The sequence below is a fragment of the Bradyrhizobium sp. genome (assembly GCF_019244115.1).
In the GTDB taxonomy this organism is placed as follows: Bacteria; Pseudomonadota; Alphaproteobacteria; order Rhizobiales; family Xanthobacteraceae; genus Bradyrhizobium.
The window spans coordinates 1-14,881 of the sequence record NZ_JAFATE010000374.1 but is presented as its reverse complement, the minus strand read 5'-3'; the positions used below and the strand labels follow the sequence as shown (position 1 = coordinate 14,881).

At 64.0% G+C, this 14,881-nt stretch carries 21 protein-coding genes; 12 read left to right on the top strand and 9 right to left on the bottom strand.

All coding sequences use genetic code 11. From position 1 onward, the window contains the following. From JOZ76_RS16560 to gcvP, 3 genes are all read left to right on the top strand, one after another. On the top strand, positions 1-718 hold a 718-nt coding region (locus JOZ76_RS16560; RefSeq protein WP_291699794.1), incomplete at its 5' end, for a glycine cleavage T C-terminal barrel domain-containing protein. Positions 719-734: 16 nt separating this feature from the next. Next, positions 735-1,100: a glycine cleavage system protein GcvH gene (gene gcvH, locus JOZ76_RS16555; RefSeq protein WP_291699792.1), complete on the top strand. Its 366-nt coding sequence runs from the start codon at positions 735-737 to the stop codon at positions 1,098-1,100. Positions 1,101-1,254: 154 nt separating this feature from the next. Further along, positions 1,255-4,128, top strand: a complete 2,874-nt coding sequence (gene gcvP / locus JOZ76_RS16550) for an aminomethyl-transferring glycine dehydrogenase (RefSeq protein ID WP_291699790.1) — start codon at positions 1,255-1,257, stop codon at positions 4,126-4,128. A 185-nt stretch (positions 4,129-4,313) separates the two neighbouring features. On the opposite strand, the gene JOZ76_RS16545 is transcribed toward gcvP, so the two are convergent. The 4 genes from JOZ76_RS16545 to recA all read right to left on the bottom strand — a co-directional run bounded on the left by JOZ76_RS16545 (position 4,314) and on the right by recA (position 6,595). Next, entirely contained in the window at positions 4,314-4,610 is a 297-nt protein-coding gene (locus JOZ76_RS16545; RefSeq protein ID WP_291699788.1) for a hypothetical protein, read from the bottom strand. 21 nt (positions 4,611-4,631) lie between these two features. Then, the gene (locus JOZ76_RS16540; protein ID WP_291699786.1) at positions 4,632-4,772 is read right to left on the bottom strand and encodes a hypothetical protein; all 141 of its coding nucleotides are present in this window, start codon (positions 4,770-4,772) and stop codon (positions 4,632-4,634) included. Between the two features lie 30 nt (positions 4,773-4,802). Beyond that, positions 4,803-5,315, bottom strand: a complete 513-nt coding sequence (locus JOZ76_RS16535; protein WP_291699784.1) for a hypothetical protein — start codon at positions 5,313-5,315, stop codon at positions 4,803-4,805. A 191-nt stretch (positions 5,316-5,506) separates the two neighbouring features. Continuing rightward, positions 5,507-6,595, bottom strand: a complete 1,089-nt coding sequence (gene recA, locus JOZ76_RS16530) for a recombinase RecA (protein ID WP_291699783.1) — start codon at positions 6,593-6,595, stop codon at positions 5,507-5,509. A gap of 607 nt (positions 6,596-7,202) precedes the next feature. Between recA and JOZ76_RS16525 the strand changes: the two genes are divergently transcribed. Then, positions 7,203-7,391 carry a hypothetical protein gene (locus tag JOZ76_RS16525; RefSeq protein WP_291699782.1) on the top strand — a complete coding sequence of 63 codons (189 nt, stop codon included), beginning with the start codon at positions 7,203-7,205 and terminating at the stop codon, positions 7,389-7,391. A gap of 329 nt (positions 7,392-7,720) precedes the next feature. Continuing rightward, complete coding sequence (locus JOZ76_RS16520) at positions 7,721-7,906, top strand: hypothetical protein (protein WP_291699781.1); 186 nt, start codon at positions 7,721-7,723, stop codon at positions 7,904-7,906. A 57-nt stretch (positions 7,907-7,963) separates the two neighbouring features. Here JOZ76_RS16520 and JOZ76_RS16515 read toward each other — a convergent pair whose 3' ends face one another. Together JOZ76_RS16515 and JOZ76_RS16510 are read right to left on the bottom strand one after the other, a co-directional pair. After that, a complete protein-coding gene (locus JOZ76_RS16515) occupies positions 7,964-8,224 on the bottom strand; it encodes a hypothetical protein (RefSeq protein WP_291699780.1) in 261 nt (86 codons plus the stop codon). Between the two features lie 215 nt (positions 8,225-8,439). Continuing rightward, the gene (locus tag JOZ76_RS16510) at positions 8,440-8,820 is read right to left on the bottom strand and encodes an NUDIX hydrolase (protein WP_291699779.1); all 381 of its coding nucleotides are present in this window, start codon (positions 8,818-8,820) and stop codon (positions 8,440-8,442) included. Between the two features lie 342 nt (positions 8,821-9,162). On the opposite strand from JOZ76_RS16510, the gene JOZ76_RS16505 reads away from it, so the two are divergent. The 5 genes from JOZ76_RS16505 to JOZ76_RS16485 all read left to right on the top strand — a co-directional run bounded on the left by JOZ76_RS16505 (position 9,163) and on the right by JOZ76_RS16485 (position 11,214). Continuing rightward, entirely contained in the window at positions 9,163-9,432 is a 270-nt protein-coding gene (locus tag JOZ76_RS16505) for a PilZ domain-containing protein (protein ID WP_291699778.1), read from the top strand. A 412-nt stretch (positions 9,433-9,844) separates the two neighbouring features. Then, positions 9,845-10,030, top strand: coding sequence for a hypothetical protein (locus tag JOZ76_RS16500; RefSeq protein WP_291699777.1), 186 nt, complete (start codon positions 9,845-9,847; stop codon positions 10,028-10,030). A gap of 148 nt (positions 10,031-10,178) precedes the next feature. Continuing rightward, positions 10,179-10,373 carry a hypothetical protein gene (locus tag JOZ76_RS16495; RefSeq protein WP_291699776.1) on the top strand — a complete coding sequence of 65 codons (195 nt, stop codon included), beginning with the start codon at positions 10,179-10,181 and terminating at the stop codon, positions 10,371-10,373. Positions 10,374-10,549: 176 nt separating this feature from the next. Further along, positions 10,550-10,831 (top strand): DUF6894 family protein, encoded by a 282-nt coding sequence (locus tag JOZ76_RS16490; protein ID WP_291699775.1) that lies wholly within the window; start codon positions 10,550-10,552, stop codon positions 10,829-10,831. Positions 10,832-11,070: 239 nt separating this feature from the next. Then, positions 11,071-11,214 carry a hypothetical protein gene (locus JOZ76_RS16485; RefSeq protein WP_366114051.1) on the top strand — a complete coding sequence of 48 codons (144 nt, stop codon included), beginning with the start codon at positions 11,071-11,073 and terminating at the stop codon, positions 11,212-11,214. Positions 11,215-11,249: 35 nt separating this feature from the next. On the opposite strand, the gene JOZ76_RS16480 is transcribed toward JOZ76_RS16485, so the two are convergent. Together JOZ76_RS16480 and JOZ76_RS16475 are read right to left on the bottom strand one after the other, a co-directional pair. Next, the gene (locus JOZ76_RS16480) at positions 11,250-11,480 is read right to left on the bottom strand and encodes a hypothetical protein (RefSeq protein WP_291699773.1); all 231 of its coding nucleotides are present in this window, start codon (positions 11,478-11,480) and stop codon (positions 11,250-11,252) included. Positions 11,481-11,574: 94 nt separating this feature from the next. After that, positions 11,575-11,898, bottom strand: a complete 324-nt coding sequence (locus tag JOZ76_RS16475; protein ID WP_291699772.1) for a hypothetical protein — start codon at positions 11,896-11,898, stop codon at positions 11,575-11,577. A 164-nt stretch (positions 11,899-12,062) separates the two neighbouring features. Between JOZ76_RS16475 and JOZ76_RS16470 the strand changes: the two genes are divergently transcribed. Both JOZ76_RS16470 and JOZ76_RS16465 read left to right on the top strand, forming a co-directional pair. Beyond that, positions 12,063-12,527: a PaaI family thioesterase gene (locus JOZ76_RS16470; protein WP_291699771.1), complete on the top strand. Its 465-nt coding sequence runs from the start codon at positions 12,063-12,065 to the stop codon at positions 12,525-12,527. Between the two features lie 142 nt (positions 12,528-12,669). Next, complete coding sequence (locus JOZ76_RS16465) at positions 12,670-12,939, top strand: PilZ domain-containing protein (protein WP_441300044.1); 270 nt, start codon at positions 12,670-12,672, stop codon at positions 12,937-12,939. Here JOZ76_RS16465 and JOZ76_RS16460 read toward each other — a convergent pair. After that, positions 12,924-14,881 (bottom strand): pyrroloquinoline quinone-dependent dehydrogenase (locus JOZ76_RS16460; RefSeq protein WP_291699770.1); only part of this gene is annotated, 1,958 nt, incomplete at its 5' end. The genes JOZ76_RS16465 and JOZ76_RS16460 overlap by 16 nt on opposite strands.

Here is a 14,881-nt window from a genome sequence, read left to right as displayed (position 1 = left end):
CTGCGTGATCGAGCCGCTTGACGAGCGTGCACTGATCGCGCTGCAGGGACCGAAGGCCGAGACCGTGCTGGCGAAATTTTGTGCAGAGGCGCCCGCGATGCGCTTCATGGATGCCGGCCCGCGCAAGGTGATGGGGCTGGATTGCATCGTCTCCCGCTCCGGCTACACCGGCGAGGACGGCTTTGAGATCTCCGTTGCGGCCACCAGCGCCGAGGAGCTCACCCGCGCACTATTGGCCGAGGCTGACGTGCAGCCGATCGGGCTCGGCGCGCGCGACAGCCTCCGGCTCGAGGCCGGGCTTTGTCTCTATGGTCACGACATCGACACCACGACCACGCCGGTCGAGGCCACGCTGGAATGGTCCGTGCAAAAAGTCCGCCGTCCGGGCGGGCAGCGCGCCGGCGGCTTTTTGGGGGCCGAAAAAATCCTGGCTCAGTTTGGCGCCGGCGCGCCGCGCCGCCGCGTCGGCCTCAAGCCGGAAGGTCGCGCACCAGTGCGCGAAGGCGCGAACCTGTTTGCCGACGAAGGCGCAGCCGAGCCAGTCGGCAAGGTCACCTCGGGCGGTTTTGGCCCGACGCTGAATGCGCCGGTCGCGATGGGCTATCTGCCGGCCGCACTGGCCGCCATCGACACAAAAGTCTTCGCCGAGGTGCGCGGACAGCGCTTAGCTCTCCGCGTCGCGGCCACGCCGTTCGTCAAGAACACCTACAAGCGCTGAAGAACAAGGGTATCGCATGACCACGCTGTTTACGTCCGACCATGAATGGCTGCAGATCGACGGCGATGTCGCCACCATCGGGATCACCGACTACGCGCAATCGCAGCTCGGCGATGTCGTGTTCGTGGAGCTGCCCAAGGTCGGACGTCAGCTGAAGAAGGCGGAAGCCGCGGCGGTGGTGGAATCGGTGAAGGCCGCCTCCGACGTCTACGCGCCGATCTCGGGCGAAGTGGTCGAGGTGAACCAGGCAATCACGGAAGAGCCCGCGCTGGTCAATTCGGACGCCGCCGGCAAGGCCTGGTTCTTCAAGCTCAGGATCGCGGACAAAAGTGAGCTCGGCGGCCTGATGGATGAGGCCGCCTACAAGGCGCACACGGCTTGAGGGCAATGAACGCGATCGTCACCACCCATTCAACTGTCATCGTCCGCGAAAGCGGACGATCCAGTACGCCGCGGCAGCTCAGTTCGGTTTCGATGCCAGTGGTTACTGGATGCCCCGCTTTCGCGGGGCATGACGACGATTAGAGGAAGCACTCATGAACGCCCCCTTCAAGCCGACCAGTGAGCCCGAGACTTCCTTCGCGCGCCGTCACATCGGCCCCTCGCCGCGCGACGTCGCCGCGATGCTGGACACGATCGGCGCAAAGAGCCTCAGCCAGCTGGTGAGCGACACGCTGCCGGGCGCGATCCGGCAAAAGGCGCCGCTCGATCTCGGCCGGCCCCTGAGCGAGAGCGAGGCGCTGCTCCACATGCGCACGCTCGCCGCGCAGAACCGCCCCTTGATTTCGCTGATCGGCCAGGGCTATTCGGGCACCATCCTGCCGGCGGTGATCCAGCGCAACATTCTGGAAAATCCGGCCTGGTACACGGCCTACACGCCCTATCAGCCGGAAATCAGCCAGGGCCGGCTGGAGGCGCTCTTCAACTTCCAGACCATGATCTGCGATTTGACCGGTCTCGATGTGGCGAACGCCTCGTTGCTCGATGAGGCGACGGCCGCGGCCGAGGCGATGGCGCTGGCCGAGCGGGTCTCGCACGGCAGGAGCAAGGCGTTCTTCGTCGACCAAAATGTGCATCCGCAGACGCTCGCGGTGCTGCGCACCCGCGCCGAGCCGCTCGGCTGGACATTGATAACAGGCGATCCCGCCACCGATCTCGACAAGGCGGAGGTGTTCGGCGGCCTGCTGCAATATCCCGATACGACGGGCGCCTTGCGCGATCCGCGCGGCGCGATCGCGGCGCTGCATGCCAAGGGCGCGCTCGCGATCATCGCCGCCGACCTGCTCGCCTTGACTCTCATCGCCTCGCCCGGCGATCTCGGCGCCGACATTGCGATCGGATCGGCGCAGCGTTTTGGCGTGCCGATGGGGTATGGCGGGCCGCACGCCGCCTTCATGGCGGTGCGCGATTCGCTGAAGCGTTCGCTGCCCGGCCGCATCGTCGGGCTTTCGGTGGACTCCCGTGGCGCGCCGGCCTATCGGCTGGCGCTGCAGACCCGCGAGCAGCATATCCGCCGCGAAAAGGCGACCTCAAATATCTGCACGGCGCAGGTGCTGCTCGCGGTGATCGCGTCGATGTATGCCGTCTATCACGGCCCCGAGGGCCTCACGGCAATTGCGCGCACGGTGCAGCGCCGTGCGGCGGTGCTGGCGGCGGGCTTGCGCAAGCTCGGCTTTGCGCTGGCTGCGGAAAGCTTCTTCGATACCGTCACGGTCGATGTCGGCGCGCGCCGCGACGAGATCGTCGGCCGCGCCTTGGCCGAGACCATCAATTTTGGGATCGGCGAGCGCAGCCTTCGCATCGCGCTCGATGAGACCACGACCGCGGAAGTCGTGGAGGCGGTGTGGCGCGCCTTCGGCGGCGAGCTCTCCTATGCCGAAGTCGAGGCCAGCGCGCGCGAAAGCCTGCCCGCCGAATTGAAGCGGGTGAGTCACTTCCTAAGCCATCCGGTGTTCCATGCGCATCGCTCGGAGACCGAGATGCTGCGCTACATGCGCAAGCTCAGTGATCGCGATCTTGCGCTGGACCGCGCGATGATCCCGCTGGGGTCGTGCACCATGAAGCTGAATGCGACCACCGAGATGGTCCCGCTGACCTGGCCGGAATTTTGCCAGCTGCATCCATTCGCGCCCACCGAGCAGGCGAAGGGCTATCACGCGCTGTTTGCGCGTCTCGAACAATGGCTCTGCGAGATCACGGGCTATGACGCGATCTCGCTGCAGCCGAACTCCGGCGCGCAGGGCGAATATGCCGGCCTCCTGGCGATCCGCGCCTATCACGCCGCGCGCGGCGAGGCCCACCGCAAAGTCTGCCTGATCCCCTCCTCGGCCCATGGCACCAATCCGGCCTCGGCGCACATGGCGGGGATGGAGGTCGTGGTGGTTGCCTGCGACGCGCGCGGCGACGTCGATGTCGATGATCTGCGCGCCAAGGCCGACGCTCATGGAAAGAATCTCGCCGCGATCATGATCACCTATCCCTCGACCCACGGCGTGTTCGAGGAGCACATCACCGAGATCTGCGAGATCGTGCACGGCCATGGCGGCCAGGTCTATCTCGACGGCGCCAATTTGAACGCGCAGGTCGGCCTCGCCCGGCCCGGCGACTATGGCGCCGATGTCAGCCATCTCAACCTGCACAAGACGTTTTGCATCCCGCATGGTGGCGGCGGCCCCGGCATGGGCCCGATCGGGGTCAAGGCGCACCTTGCGCCGTACCTGCCGGGCCATCCAGCGACCGACGGCGCCACGCCTCACGCGGTCGGTCCCGTTTCGGCCGCGCCGTTCAGCTCCGCCTCGATCCTCACCATCTCCTACATCTACATTCTGATGATGGGCGGCGAAGGGCTCGCGCGCGCCACTGAAACTGCGATCCTGAACGCCAATTACATCGCAAAGCGGCTCGATCCGCATTTCCCGGTGCTCTATCGCAACGCCAAAGGCCGCGTCGCGCATGAATGCATCGTCGATCCCCGGCCGCTGAAGGCGAGCTCTGGCGTCACCGTCGATGACATCGCCAAACGCCTGATCGATTACGGTTTTCATGCGCCGACCATGAGCTTTCCGGTCCCGGGCACGCTGATGATCGAACCGACCGAATCGGAATCCAAGACCGAGCTCGACCGGTTCTGCGACGCAATGATCGCAATTCGTCAGGAGATCGGCGAGGTCGAACAAGGCCGCTTCAAAATCGAGGATTCGCCGCTGCGCCATGCGCCGCACACGGTGCACGACATTGCCGATGACGACTGGAAGCGGCCCTATCGCCGCAGCGAAGGCTGCTTCCCCGACGGGGTCTCACGCACCGACAAATATTGGAGCCCGGTCGGCCGCGTCGACAACGTTTTTGGCGACCGCAACCTGGTCTGCTCCTGCCCGCCGGTGACGGATTACGCTGAAGCCGCGGAGTAGCACCAACGGCCTCGGCCTACGGCTCGTCATGCCCGGCCTTTGTGCCGGGCATCCACGCCTTACTTGATGCTTCCAAGACGTGGATGGCCAGGACATCTGCGCGACGACGCGCTTCGCGCTTTTGCCCGGCCATGACGAAGTGGAAAGTCAGTGTCAACGTCCGTTGGCATTTCAAGGGGGCTGGACTACGGCGCGATCAGAGTGCGATTCGCCGCGTCCCAGCGCCACAGGTGGTCACTGGTCAACTCGGTCCCGCCCCACCAGCGATGGAGCTGATTGTGCCGGCTGAAATCCTCGGTCTGCGCCAGAACAGCCTCGCCCAGGGCGGTCAGCGCAAGTGTGCTGCTCTTGTACCGCGCATGACGATCGCCATCATCGTGCATCTCCTCGGTAAATGGTCCCTCGTCCAACCCGGACACGGCCGGCGCTGAACCGCGCGCCAGCCCGTCCAGCAGCGATCCGACTTCCCAATAGCCGAACACGCGACGCTTATTGGGCTTCCTCTAGCCGGGAAAGACGTCGGAGGGATGTGTCGCGCCAGCCGATACCAGCTCCAGCATCCGCATTTCGGTCGCGCCCAGTCCCGTTGTGGGCATGGGCAGCTCCTCCAGAAGCTCCAGCACGGCCTGCCCAAGCTGCGGCAACGTGCTGAGATCCTGATCCAGGAGATCGCATCAGTCCTGCGGCGTCGGCCGACGATAGGCTTGCCACGCGCGACTGGCGATCTCGAAATGATCTGTGGACACTTCGACTGCGGCTGGCGTCCATTTGGAGAGCTCGTCCGGGAGCATGTTGCCAATCACGACGCTCGCCTGAACCAACATCAGCTTTGGCGCGGGTTTTGCGTGAGAGTGGACATAATCCAGGAGCTGGATCAGCATCAGTTGGGCATTCGGCATCGGATCGATCCACAATTCGACCCTCTCACACACCTCGCAGAGTTCGATCAATCCGAGCCCCTTCCGACCGAGTATGCCGCGACGACGCCGGTCGAGAAAATGCAGCCAATAAGGGATCGCAGGATCCTGTTCCGGCGCACGCGGCGCGAGCAACCTCGCAAGCTCCGCATCCGACGGCAGCGGTCCCCAGACAAAGCGAAAGCCAAAGGGAATGACGAGGTCGGCGAAACCCGCCCGCATGAGAGCCCCGGCTCCGGAGTCCTCCGTTGTCAGGATAAGGCGCGTCATGTTCGCCTCCGAACGGCCGACGGGCAAGCCGCATTCCAGGACATAACGGCCTCAAACGCCGGGGCAAAAACCTTAAAAAATGGCAGGCCCAGACAACGACGGGCGCTGAAGACATCGGCAACTCAATGTCCGCAGCGCCCGCGTGCCGCACTCAAGCGATCCCCGCTCGAGTTCCAAATGTCGATTTCAAATTAGCCCTCCGCCGGCTCCTCGCCGTCGGCGTCGCGCTCGGCGGTGCCGGCGAGGATCTGCTCGGCGATCAGTCCGGAGTTCTGGCGGATCGAGGTCTCGATCTTGGCGGTGATGTCGGGATTGGCGCGCAGGAACGCCTTGGAATTCTCGCGGCCCTGGCCGAGCCTCTGGCTGTCATAGGAGAACCAGGCGCCGGACTTTTCCACGATGCCGGCCTTGACCCCGAGATCGAGGATCTCGCCCATTTTTGAGACGCCCTCGCCATACATGATGTCGAATTCGACCTGCTTGAACGGCGGAGCCAGCTTGTTCTTCACCACCTTTACGCGCGTGGTGTTGCCGACCACCTCGTCCCGTTCCTTGATCGCCCCGATGCGGCGGATGTCGAGGCGCACGGAGGAGTAGAATTTCAGCGCATTGCCGCCGGTGGTGGTCTCCGGCGAACCGTACATCACGCCGATCTTCATGCGGATCTGGTTGATGAAGATCACCATGGTGTTGGACTTGTTGATCGAGGCGGTGAGCTTGCGCAGCGCCTGGCTCATCAGCCGCGCCTGCAGCCCCGGCAGCGACTCGCCCATCTCCCCCTCGAGCTCGGCCTTCGGCACCAGCGCCGCGACCGAATCGACCACCAGCACGTCGACCGCGCCGGAGCGCACCAGCGTGTCGCAGATTTCCAGCGCCTGCTCGCCGGTGTCGGGCTGCGAGATCAAGAGCTCGTCGATATTAACGCCAAGCTTGCGCGCATAGACCGGATCGAGCGCATGCTCCGCATCGATGAAGGCACAGATGCCGCCCTTTTTCTGCCCTTCCGCCACCGTGTGCAGCGCCAGCGTCGTTTTCCCCGAGGATTCCGGCCCATAGATTTCCACGATGCGGCCCTTCGGCAGACCCCCGATGCCGAGCGCAATGTCGAGCCCGAGCGAGCCGGACGACACCGTCTCGACATCCATCGAGCGGTCGTTCTTGCCGAGCTTCATCACACTGCCCTTGCCGAACTGGCGCTCGATCTGGGACAGCGCAGCGGAGAGGGCCTTACTCTTGTCCATGGAGGATCCTTCGACGATACGCAGGGCGTTGGCGGACATGGGTGATGCTCCTTATGGCGGGGATTCGCCGGATGGACAAACGCTGGGTGGTATTGGCCGGCGGTGAAAACCAACGTACCCTATTTGTTCCCTGTTCGCAATATGTTCTTTTGCGCCCGGAGCCTCAATTTTCCCTTGCCATTTTTCCTTGCCATCCTTCCTTGCCATTCTTCCTTGCCATTCGGTTTGCGTTCATCCGGCAATAAACACTTTGATATCTAAGCCCTTTTGCCCGGGCCTCATCGCGGGCCGCGTGGGCCGGCCATCAGCACCCGTTCCACGATCGCGTCGAACTCCGCCTTGCCGACCGCGTCGGTAGCGGCGAGTTCGCCATATGTTTTCCGGATGGTTCCCACCAATGGTGGCGGAGGCCCACATCGTGCGGAACGCGGGCCGCAGCTTCGATTTCCTGCAATGTCGGCCGCCAAACCACCGCTACGCCTCAAACAAACCGCCTCGGGGAAACCCGGACCCTGCCCCTGCTTGCCGGCGGCGCAAACTGCTAACTATGTACAATTTTGTACTTACGCTGCGGAACGGAATCCGTGTTCATGCGTGATGTCTTTCAGGGGCGTACGGAGTTTGGACATACGGAGAAGGCAGTGCAATGCCTCACAAGAATTATTTCATCCGGCAGGCCGCCTCTCTCCTCAGGTTTGCAAAAGAAACGAGTAATCCCGAAGTGGCCATGGTACTCGCGGCCAAAGCCGCCGAGTTCAACGAGAAACTGGACGAGGTGCGGGTCGCGAAGATGGATGCCAGCCCGCGCGCTCCCGACGTGGAGCCGGGAACCTAGCCTGCCGCATCCGGAACGCGTGTACGTCTCCCTGCGGGCCGTGTTGCACATCACAAGGCGGACGCACCATCGCTGAAGCGGCACCGGCTGGCAAGCAAGCGACACCGAACCTCTAAGCTCCGCGCGCATTATCGAAGATCCCGAACAGCGGGTCTTGACCAGACATGGTTGCCGCCCGCAGAAAGACATCTCGATCGCGAAAAGGTTTGCTGCAGGAACGGCGCCATCGCTTGCCAGTGCCGGCCGTTCGAGGATCAAGTCCGCGCCGAAGGTGACAGCCGGCCCTCCCCTTGCTTGCCGGGCCGCCGATTTCAGGACATACGCGCCGCATGAAGAAGACCGACATCCAATGCCCCGAATGCGCCGCCGGCTATCGGCGGATCGAACTCGTCTCGAAGCGCGGTCAGGCGGGCGTCTATCGCTGTCAGGTCTGCAACCAGGTCCTGGAGATGTTCGATGGTTCGACCGAGGTCGCCTATCGTCTCACGGTCGTACCTGAGAGGATGTTCGAGTAGGCGAGCGGCAACGTCTCGCGCCTCGCTCCGGACTGCCGCCTCCGAAGGTCGCGCCTGTCAGGCCGCCCTGCGGCTCCGCATCATGCTGAGCCGGCGGCCGGCGCTGGCCAGGATCGCGATCGAGCTGATCAGGGCGGGAACGCCGAACGGCGCCAGAAAGAACGGCACCATCCATGCGTCCAATTCCGGTCCACGGCACTGCGTGCCGATGGATGGAATCAGCGAGCAGATGAATTGTGCCCAGACCACCGTGACTACGAACAGCCCCGCCACGATGAGAAAAACCGCGTTGCGAATGATTGCGATCGCATGGCGCATTCTGCGGGTCCCCCCGTTCCACCGCATACGATTGTGGTCGCTGCAAGTTACGGGCCTGCTAATCCGATATCTAAGGATGTTCCGATTAGCTAATTAACGAGGTTGCACACAGTCTCAGCGCAACTCTGAAACGATGACACCGCAGACTGAGGCAGGCCGAAGTCATTTGCTTGAGCTTCACGCCTGATCGTTCAGTCGATCCTTCACTTGAAGATTCACTTGGGAAACAGCTTGTCCCTGATGTAGCGCGAGGTCGCCGTGAGGCGGACGCTGCTGCGCGGCTTGATCCATGAGGCGCGATCGATCTCGTGCTTGTCGCCGATCGCGAGCGCGCCACTGGCTTTCTTGGCGATGAAAATCGCATCGCTCATCTTGCGGCCCGTGCGCCGGTTCTTGGCCTTGACCTCCTTCCATAGCCGCAGCCGGCCAAGCTTCAGCTTGGGGAGCTCTTCCTTGATCTCGCGGCGCAGGCAGGCCTTGGCATCCTCGCGGTCCCTCCTCCGGCCACCGGGAAACATCCAGCGCCGGTCGCTCCGCCGCCTGACCAGGAGAACACGTCCGCGCTTTGCCGCGACCAGCTTGGATGACTTCGCCATGTCTGCCGCAATCTCCCCACAGAGTAGAATCGCTAAAATATTTTACCCGCTTTCCGTGTTCTGAACAGAGCGAATCAGGCGCGCGCGGCCGCCGACCGGCGGCAACTCTTCGCGAGCAGCGCCTGATGCCGCAACCATCAGATGACATCGTGGAGACTTGAGGCGCCGTGTCGGGCTTTTATTCAATTCGCCGGTGTCGGAGCGTAGCCTTCGTAAGCATCGCCTCGCGTGGCGGAGCGCAGGCAATTGACAATTACACTCCGATAGCGCTCGCAATATGTCGCTGGCGTGAGTGCAGCGCCATCGCCAGGGACAGCTCAAATTCGAAGATCGCTTCTCGTCATGGAACCTGCAGATGATCCAGAGCACCGCCGCGCGCAGCGCTTCCGCGTCTTCAAGGCCGGCACGATCGAGTTCAGCGGCAATGCGATTCCCTGCACGGTCCGGAACCTGTCTGCCTCGGGCGCCGCGCTCGAGATCAACAGCCCGCTGTGGTTTCCAGATCGCTTCACGCTGGCCATCGCAAGCGACGGCTCGCAGCGGGCCTGTCACATCGTCTGGCGCAGGGAGAAGCGGATCGGGGTCGCCTTCGAGCAACTGCCGCCGGCCTGAGGTCGCGGCGATTGCATGCGTACCAACCATCACCCGAGAGGCGAGTGCGGGCAATTCCTGTCACGTCAGGCCGGCCCCGATGTTCTCCGGACGAGAACATAGTTCCCGTCAACCTTCTCTTAAGCAAGCTGGGCGGGAGCGCTTCGTAAACTCATTCTAAAAGCGCGGTCGATCTCGCGGCGATACGCGTTCATGCTGGCCCTTGTCCGGGCGATGTCGGTCCAGCCATCGGCACCTTGCCTGCGAGAACCTCGTCGCACGCTGCCGCTCGGGCGCGTCCTCAAAGACCCGATGCTGCCTGCGTTGTCGCTCAACGATGCGCAGCGGCGTTCGCGCAGTGCGTGTGTCGAGGCGTATGCAGATTCACACGCGCTGTCGTGGAACGGTCGTGACATCGGTGCATAGTCCTTGCATGAGACGAGGCGACGTCATCTGCCCGCAATGCAACGCCAGTTTCCGGCGCATCGAGCTTGCGACCCGGCGCGGCCAAGCGGGCGAGTTTCGCTGCTCGCTCTGCGACCAGGTGCTGGAGATTTTCGACGGCTCCACGGAGATCGCCTACCGCATCACGGTTGCGCCGGAAAAGCTGTTCGAATAGGGCCCGCCCTGCTCCGCCCCAACCTGATCGCATCGACCCCTTTCGGAACGCGGAGCCTCGGTTTCGGAAAAACCACTGCAGACATTTTTGCATCCTGTTTCTAGAATGCAATGTGAGTTACATCGAATCGCCCGGCGTGAGTTCCACGATGACCGTCCACGCGCAAAAACTTCTCACTCCGGAAGAGTTTGCCTCGCTGATCGAGATTGCGGTGACCGCGCCCGATCCGAGCATCCCCGCAGCCCATCTCAACAAGCTCGTCGCGCTTGGATATGTTGCGCTGACCGCCAAGGGCCCCGTCGTCACGGGTGACGGGCTGATCCGAATCACCGAGAGCGAGTGATCGAGCAAGTCGCCGAGACGATGAAAATGTGACCGGCGCACGGCGCCATTGCGTCGGTTCGCCGCAGCCGCGTCGGTCCGTAATGGCCCGGGATTGATCTGGCTGGCCTTTGCGCATCCACTGCCCGCGTCCACAAAAACTCATCGATCGGGAGCCGCCGTCGCGTCGGCCCAAGCATGCCGCTCTATTTCTTTCGCATCCGCAACGGCCGCTACTCCGGTGCATCGGAGCTCGGCACCGAATGCGCCGACCGCAATGACGCCTGGCGCGCGTTGACCAATACCTGCGCTGACATGGCCGCCGGAATCTCGCGCAAGCTCAGGCAAAACTCGGAATGGCAGATGGAGCTGCTCGACGAACAGCGGCGCCCGGTGTTTCGCATCCGCATCGTCGGCGAAGCGCTGGACGACCGCGCCGAGGCCGCTTCCTTCGCCCATCCCGCGCCCGCCAAACATTGATCGAGATCAAATCACCGTCGGGGGGCGCCGCTAGTTTCCGCAACGTGGAGCTCGCTTCACCTGCCGCGCGTTCGTGAGCGAACTTCCGGTTCGAAGGACACTCGGATCTGCGTGTGGTCCGGTTCCGGAAATTCGCGTTCGCCGGACCCGTGGCGCGGCAATCAAGCGAGTTTCCAAATGATCGCTCTCGCCTTGCAGCCGACATGCCTCACTTGCTGTTCAAGTGTCCGCGAACCGGGATGAACGTGCAGCATTGGCTTGCCGAGCCCGAGCCGGGCGATCCGCGTCTCGTCTACGAGTCGGTGGTGTGCAAAGCCTGCACCCGGATCCACTTCATCAACAGCTCGACCGGCAAGCTGCTCGGTGACGAGCGGGACAACTGAAACCGTCCATCCTTCGAGCGCAACCGCACACTCTTTCAGTCGGCGCTCGGCAGCCGGCGCATGGTGAATTCGATCTCGCCGCCCGGCAATTCCCGCCAGCTTTCGACCGCGCTCATGTAGCCGCCTTTGGGATAGCGCGTAAGAAAGTCCCGGGCCTTCTGGCGCGCCTGTTCACGCGGCAGCTTGAAGGTCTCGCGCAGGTAGCCATCGGACGGCTTGCGCCGTCCACCCATTCGGGAAGCGAGGTCGCGCGGGCGAATGGCCATCTCGATGGCTCCGACGCAGATACACTCCCGCAATATAGGGATGGCTGGCGACCGATGTCAGCCCTGGTCCGAAAACCGTGGCCCGGAGCCCTCCTCAGTTCGCGCTGCTGCCGGCCTTCTTCGGCTTCGCGGACGCCGCCGTCTTGGGCTGCACGGCCTTGGGCGCATCGGCTGTGCGCACGCCGCCCCAGGGATCATTCGAGCCCTTGGCGTCCGGGATCTTCTTCAGCGAGTCCTTGTAGGCCTGGTTCCGCTGCTGTTCGGCCTCCAGTTCGTCGGGCGTCTTGGAGGGACCGTCCGCCAGCATGTTGATGTGGGGTCCATCACCGCCGCCCATTTGCGCTTGGACGCGCCCCGGCAACAGCGTAGCGGACGCCGCCAGCACGATGGCCACAGCGGCAAAACGAAAGCTTCTCATTTCAGACGCTCCCCTATCCTAACGTCGGTTCTTTACCATCGCGCCGCAGCTGGCGCCAAGCGGCCAGTTTGTTTCGGTCCATGTCATGGAAGGGCCGGATGTCCTTTCCAGGTCCCGCGATTTGGATTACCGCAGAGGCCGTTGGATCGAGGGAACCGCCATTCATGCAACAGGAAACCGAGGCTGCACCATTCACTATCGAGGAAGCGCGGCGCATTCTTGGCGATGTTTTTGCGCCCTGGGTCAGCGACCTCGGCCTGTCGGTCGACAGCATCGACTATGAACGGCCTGAGGATGCTGGTCCCGACTGGCAGCCCGGCGCGCTCCTGCGCATGGCCTTCTCCGAGCGGCTGTGCCGGCATGGCGGCGTCGTCTGCGGCCAGGCGCTGATGGCCCTGGCCGATACCGCGATGGTCATCGCCATGGTCGCGGCAAACCGCGGCTACCGGCCGATGACCACGGTCGACCAGACCACGCATTTCATGCGTGCGGTCGCCTCCTCGGACGTGCTCGCGGATGCGCGCGTGGTGCGGCTCGGCCGTACCATGAGCTTTGGTCGCGTCACGCTTCTTGCCGCAACCGACCGGAAACCGGTGGCGATGTGCTCCAGCGCCTTCGCCATGCTGTGAAGCCGCGGCGGGCATGGTTAACCGTCCCTGAATCCGACTCCGCCCCCGTATGCATACGGATTCAGAGGGTTGCAACCGGCGCGTGTTAAGCTTGCTCCATTATCAAACGGCCAAGTGGGCCAGTATAGTGTGGGCCACGACCATGAATATAGCAGTTGCAATCGAGAAGCGGGGAGCACCTCGGCACAGGGTGTTCAAGCATGGCACGCTGGCACTTGCCGGTGGCGGTGCCATCGACTGTACCGTCCGGAACATCTCGGACACCGGGGCGCGGGTCGACGTCGACAGTCCCGTCGGCCTGCCCGAGGTGGTCACGCTGATGATTTCGGCGGATCATTTCGTGCGCCAGTGCCGCAGGGTCTGGTGCAATGACAACCGGATCGGCCTCGCGTTCGATCAGGCGGGCGGTTGAGCCTTCCGCCTGGCGGCTCGACGCCAGGCGAGGAGCGCAGACGCGACCACTGCGATCGCCACGAGAAAGGCCAGCGCACCGGCCGCAAAGCGCCCGCCCGGACGATCGATCGTGCGGGACCACAGCGAGGACGCTTCGCCGGCCCGCGCCAGGCGGAACGCCACCACGCTGTCGCCGAGCGAGGTGCCGATCTCGGAATGACCGCCGGCCGAGATCACGACGTATTGCTCGCCCTTCCACAGATAGGTCATCGGATTGGCGATGCCGGGGACCGGCAAGCGCCCCTGCCACACTTCCTCTCCCGTTGCCGCGTCGAGCGCGCGCAGATAGGCATCCCCAGCGCCGGTAAAAATCAGTCCGCCCGCCGTGACCGCAAGGCCGTTGACCAGCGGCGTGCCCCATCTGAGGGCGAGGCCGAGCGGCGCGAGATCTTCGGTCGTGCCGACGCTCGAACGCCAGAGGATCTTTCCGGCCCTGACATCGAGCGCGACGGTCTCGCCCCAGGGCGGGCTATTGCAGGGCAGGCCAAGCCGCGACAGCGCGACCTTGCGCAACATCGCGAACGGTGCGCCGCGTTGCGGGCCGAAGTCGGTGCCCGGCGGCGCCTTGAAATCCGCCGCGTCAGAAGCCGGCATCAACTTGATGACGTGGATCGCGCGCGTGACATTGGCATAGAGGATCTGGCGCACCGGATCGAACGCCGCGCTGCCCCAGTTCACGCCGCCACCGGTCATCGGATATTCCAGCGTGCCCTGCGTCGATGGCGGGGTAAAGAGCCCATCATTGCGCAACGTCTGGAGCTCTGCGTCGCAGGAGGCGTTGCCGAGCAGCGGAACCGGCTTGAACGTGTCTGCAAGCGCAAAACGCTGCGGCAATAGCGGCGGCAGATGGGTCGGGAACGGCTGCGTCGGCGACAGCGCCTCGCCGTGCGCGCCACCTTGCGGGACCGGCCGCTCCTCGACCGGCCACACCGGCTTGCCGGTGTCGCGCTCGAGCACGAACACAAAGCCCTGCTTGGTCGGCTCGATCACGACGTCGCGGGGACCGCTGGGCGTGTCGATCCGCGACAGCGTCGGCTGTGCCGCCAGATCGTAGTCCCAGACGTCGTGATGCACGGTCTGGAAGGACCATACGAGTTCACCGGTCTCGCTCCTGAGTGCGACGAGGGAATTGGCGTGCTCGTTGTTGCCCTTCCGGTCACCGCCCCAGAAATCCGGACTTGGCGAGGTGGTCGGCAGAAACACCAGTCCTCGCTCCTCATCCACGGACATCGGCGCCCAGACATTGCTGTGGCCGGCGCTGATCCCGTCATGGATCAGCGGATCGAAGGTCCAGCGCGCCGCTCCGGTGCGCACGTCGAAGGCGCGCACCACGCCGAGCGGCCCGTCGAGGCGCACATTGTCGGCAATCGAGGAGCCGACCACGATCACGCCGCGGCTCACCACCGGCGCCGAGGTGATCTGGAACTCGCCGGGCCAGAGCAGCGCCTTGCCGACATCGATCTTGACCTCCCCATGCGCGCCAAAATCCTCGCAGGGCGCGCCGGTTCTGGCGTCGAGCGCGATGACGCGAACATCGTTGGTGCCCATGAGGATCCGCGAGCGGCAGGCAGTGCCTTCGGACGCATGGTCGTCGACCCAATAGGCGAGGCCGCGGCAGACATAGCGATTGGCCGGACGCAGGCTGTTGGAAACATGCGGGTCGTACCGCCATTTCTGCGCCCCGGTGCCGGGATCGAGCGCGATCACCTCGTTGAAGGGCGTGCAGAACACCAGGCTGTCTTCAACGAACAGCGGCGTTGCTTCGAACTTGGTCCGTGCCATCGCGGCCGCCGGACGGTTTTCCAGATCGCCGGTATGATAGTCCCAGGCGCGCACCAGGTTCGCCACATTGGCGGGCGTGATCTGGTCGAGGCCTGAGAAGCGCGTTCCGCCGCGGTCGC

What these genes read in the sequence shown, in the direction of transcription:
- gcvH (WP_291699792.1), top strand. Translation starts at nt 735, where the DNA reads ATGACCACGCTGTTTACGTCCGACCATGAATGGCTGCAGATCGACGGC.
- gcvP (WP_291699790.1), top strand. Translation starts at nt 1,255, where the DNA reads ATGAACGCCCCCTTCAAGCCGACCAGTGAGCCCGAGACTTCCTTCGCG.
- JOZ76_RS16535 (WP_291699784.1), bottom strand. Translation starts at nt 5,315, where the DNA reads ATGACGCGCCTTATCCTGACAACGGAGGACTCCGGAGCCGGGGCTCTC.
- recA (WP_291699783.1), bottom strand. Translation starts at nt 6,595, where the DNA reads ATGTCCGCCAACGCCCTGCGTATCGTCGAAGGATCCTCCATGGACAAG.
- JOZ76_RS16525 (WP_291699782.1), top strand. Translation starts at nt 7,203, where the DNA reads ATGCCTCACAAGAATTATTTCATCCGGCAGGCCGCCTCTCTCCTCAGG.
- JOZ76_RS16520 (WP_291699781.1), top strand. Translation starts at nt 7,721, where the DNA reads ATGAAGAAGACCGACATCCAATGCCCCGAATGCGCCGCCGGCTATCGG.
- JOZ76_RS16515 (WP_291699780.1), bottom strand. Translation starts at nt 8,224, where the DNA reads ATGCGCCATGCGATCGCAATCATTCGCAACGCGGTTTTTCTCATCGTG.
- JOZ76_RS16510 (WP_291699779.1), bottom strand. Translation starts at nt 8,820, where the DNA reads ATGGCGAAGTCATCCAAGCTGGTCGCGGCAAAGCGCGGACGTGTTCTC.
- JOZ76_RS16505 (WP_291699778.1), top strand. Translation starts at nt 9,163, where the DNA reads ATGGAACCTGCAGATGATCCAGAGCACCGCCGCGCGCAGCGCTTCCGC.
- JOZ76_RS16500 (WP_291699777.1), top strand. Translation starts at nt 9,845, where the DNA reads ATGAGACGAGGCGACGTCATCTGCCCGCAATGCAACGCCAGTTTCCGG.
- JOZ76_RS16495 (WP_291699776.1), top strand. Translation starts at nt 10,179, where the DNA reads ATGACCGTCCACGCGCAAAAACTTCTCACTCCGGAAGAGTTTGCCTCG.
- JOZ76_RS16490 (WP_291699775.1), top strand. Translation starts at nt 10,550, where the DNA reads ATGCCGCTCTATTTCTTTCGCATCCGCAACGGCCGCTACTCCGGTGCA.
- JOZ76_RS16485 (WP_366114051.1), top strand. Translation starts at nt 11,071, where the DNA reads ATGAACGTGCAGCATTGGCTTGCCGAGCCCGAGCCGGGCGATCCGCGT.
- JOZ76_RS16480 (WP_291699773.1), bottom strand. Translation starts at nt 11,480, where the DNA reads ATGGCCATTCGCCCGCGCGACCTCGCTTCCCGAATGGGTGGACGGCGC.
- JOZ76_RS16475 (WP_291699772.1), bottom strand. Translation starts at nt 11,898, where the DNA reads ATGAGAAGCTTTCGTTTTGCCGCTGTGGCCATCGTGCTGGCGGCGTCC.
- JOZ76_RS16470 (WP_291699771.1), top strand. Translation starts at nt 12,063, where the DNA reads ATGCAACAGGAAACCGAGGCTGCACCATTCACTATCGAGGAAGCGCGG.
- JOZ76_RS16465 (WP_441300044.1), top strand. Translation starts at nt 12,670, where the DNA reads ATGAATATAGCAGTTGCAATCGAGAAGCGGGGAGCACCTCGGCACAGG.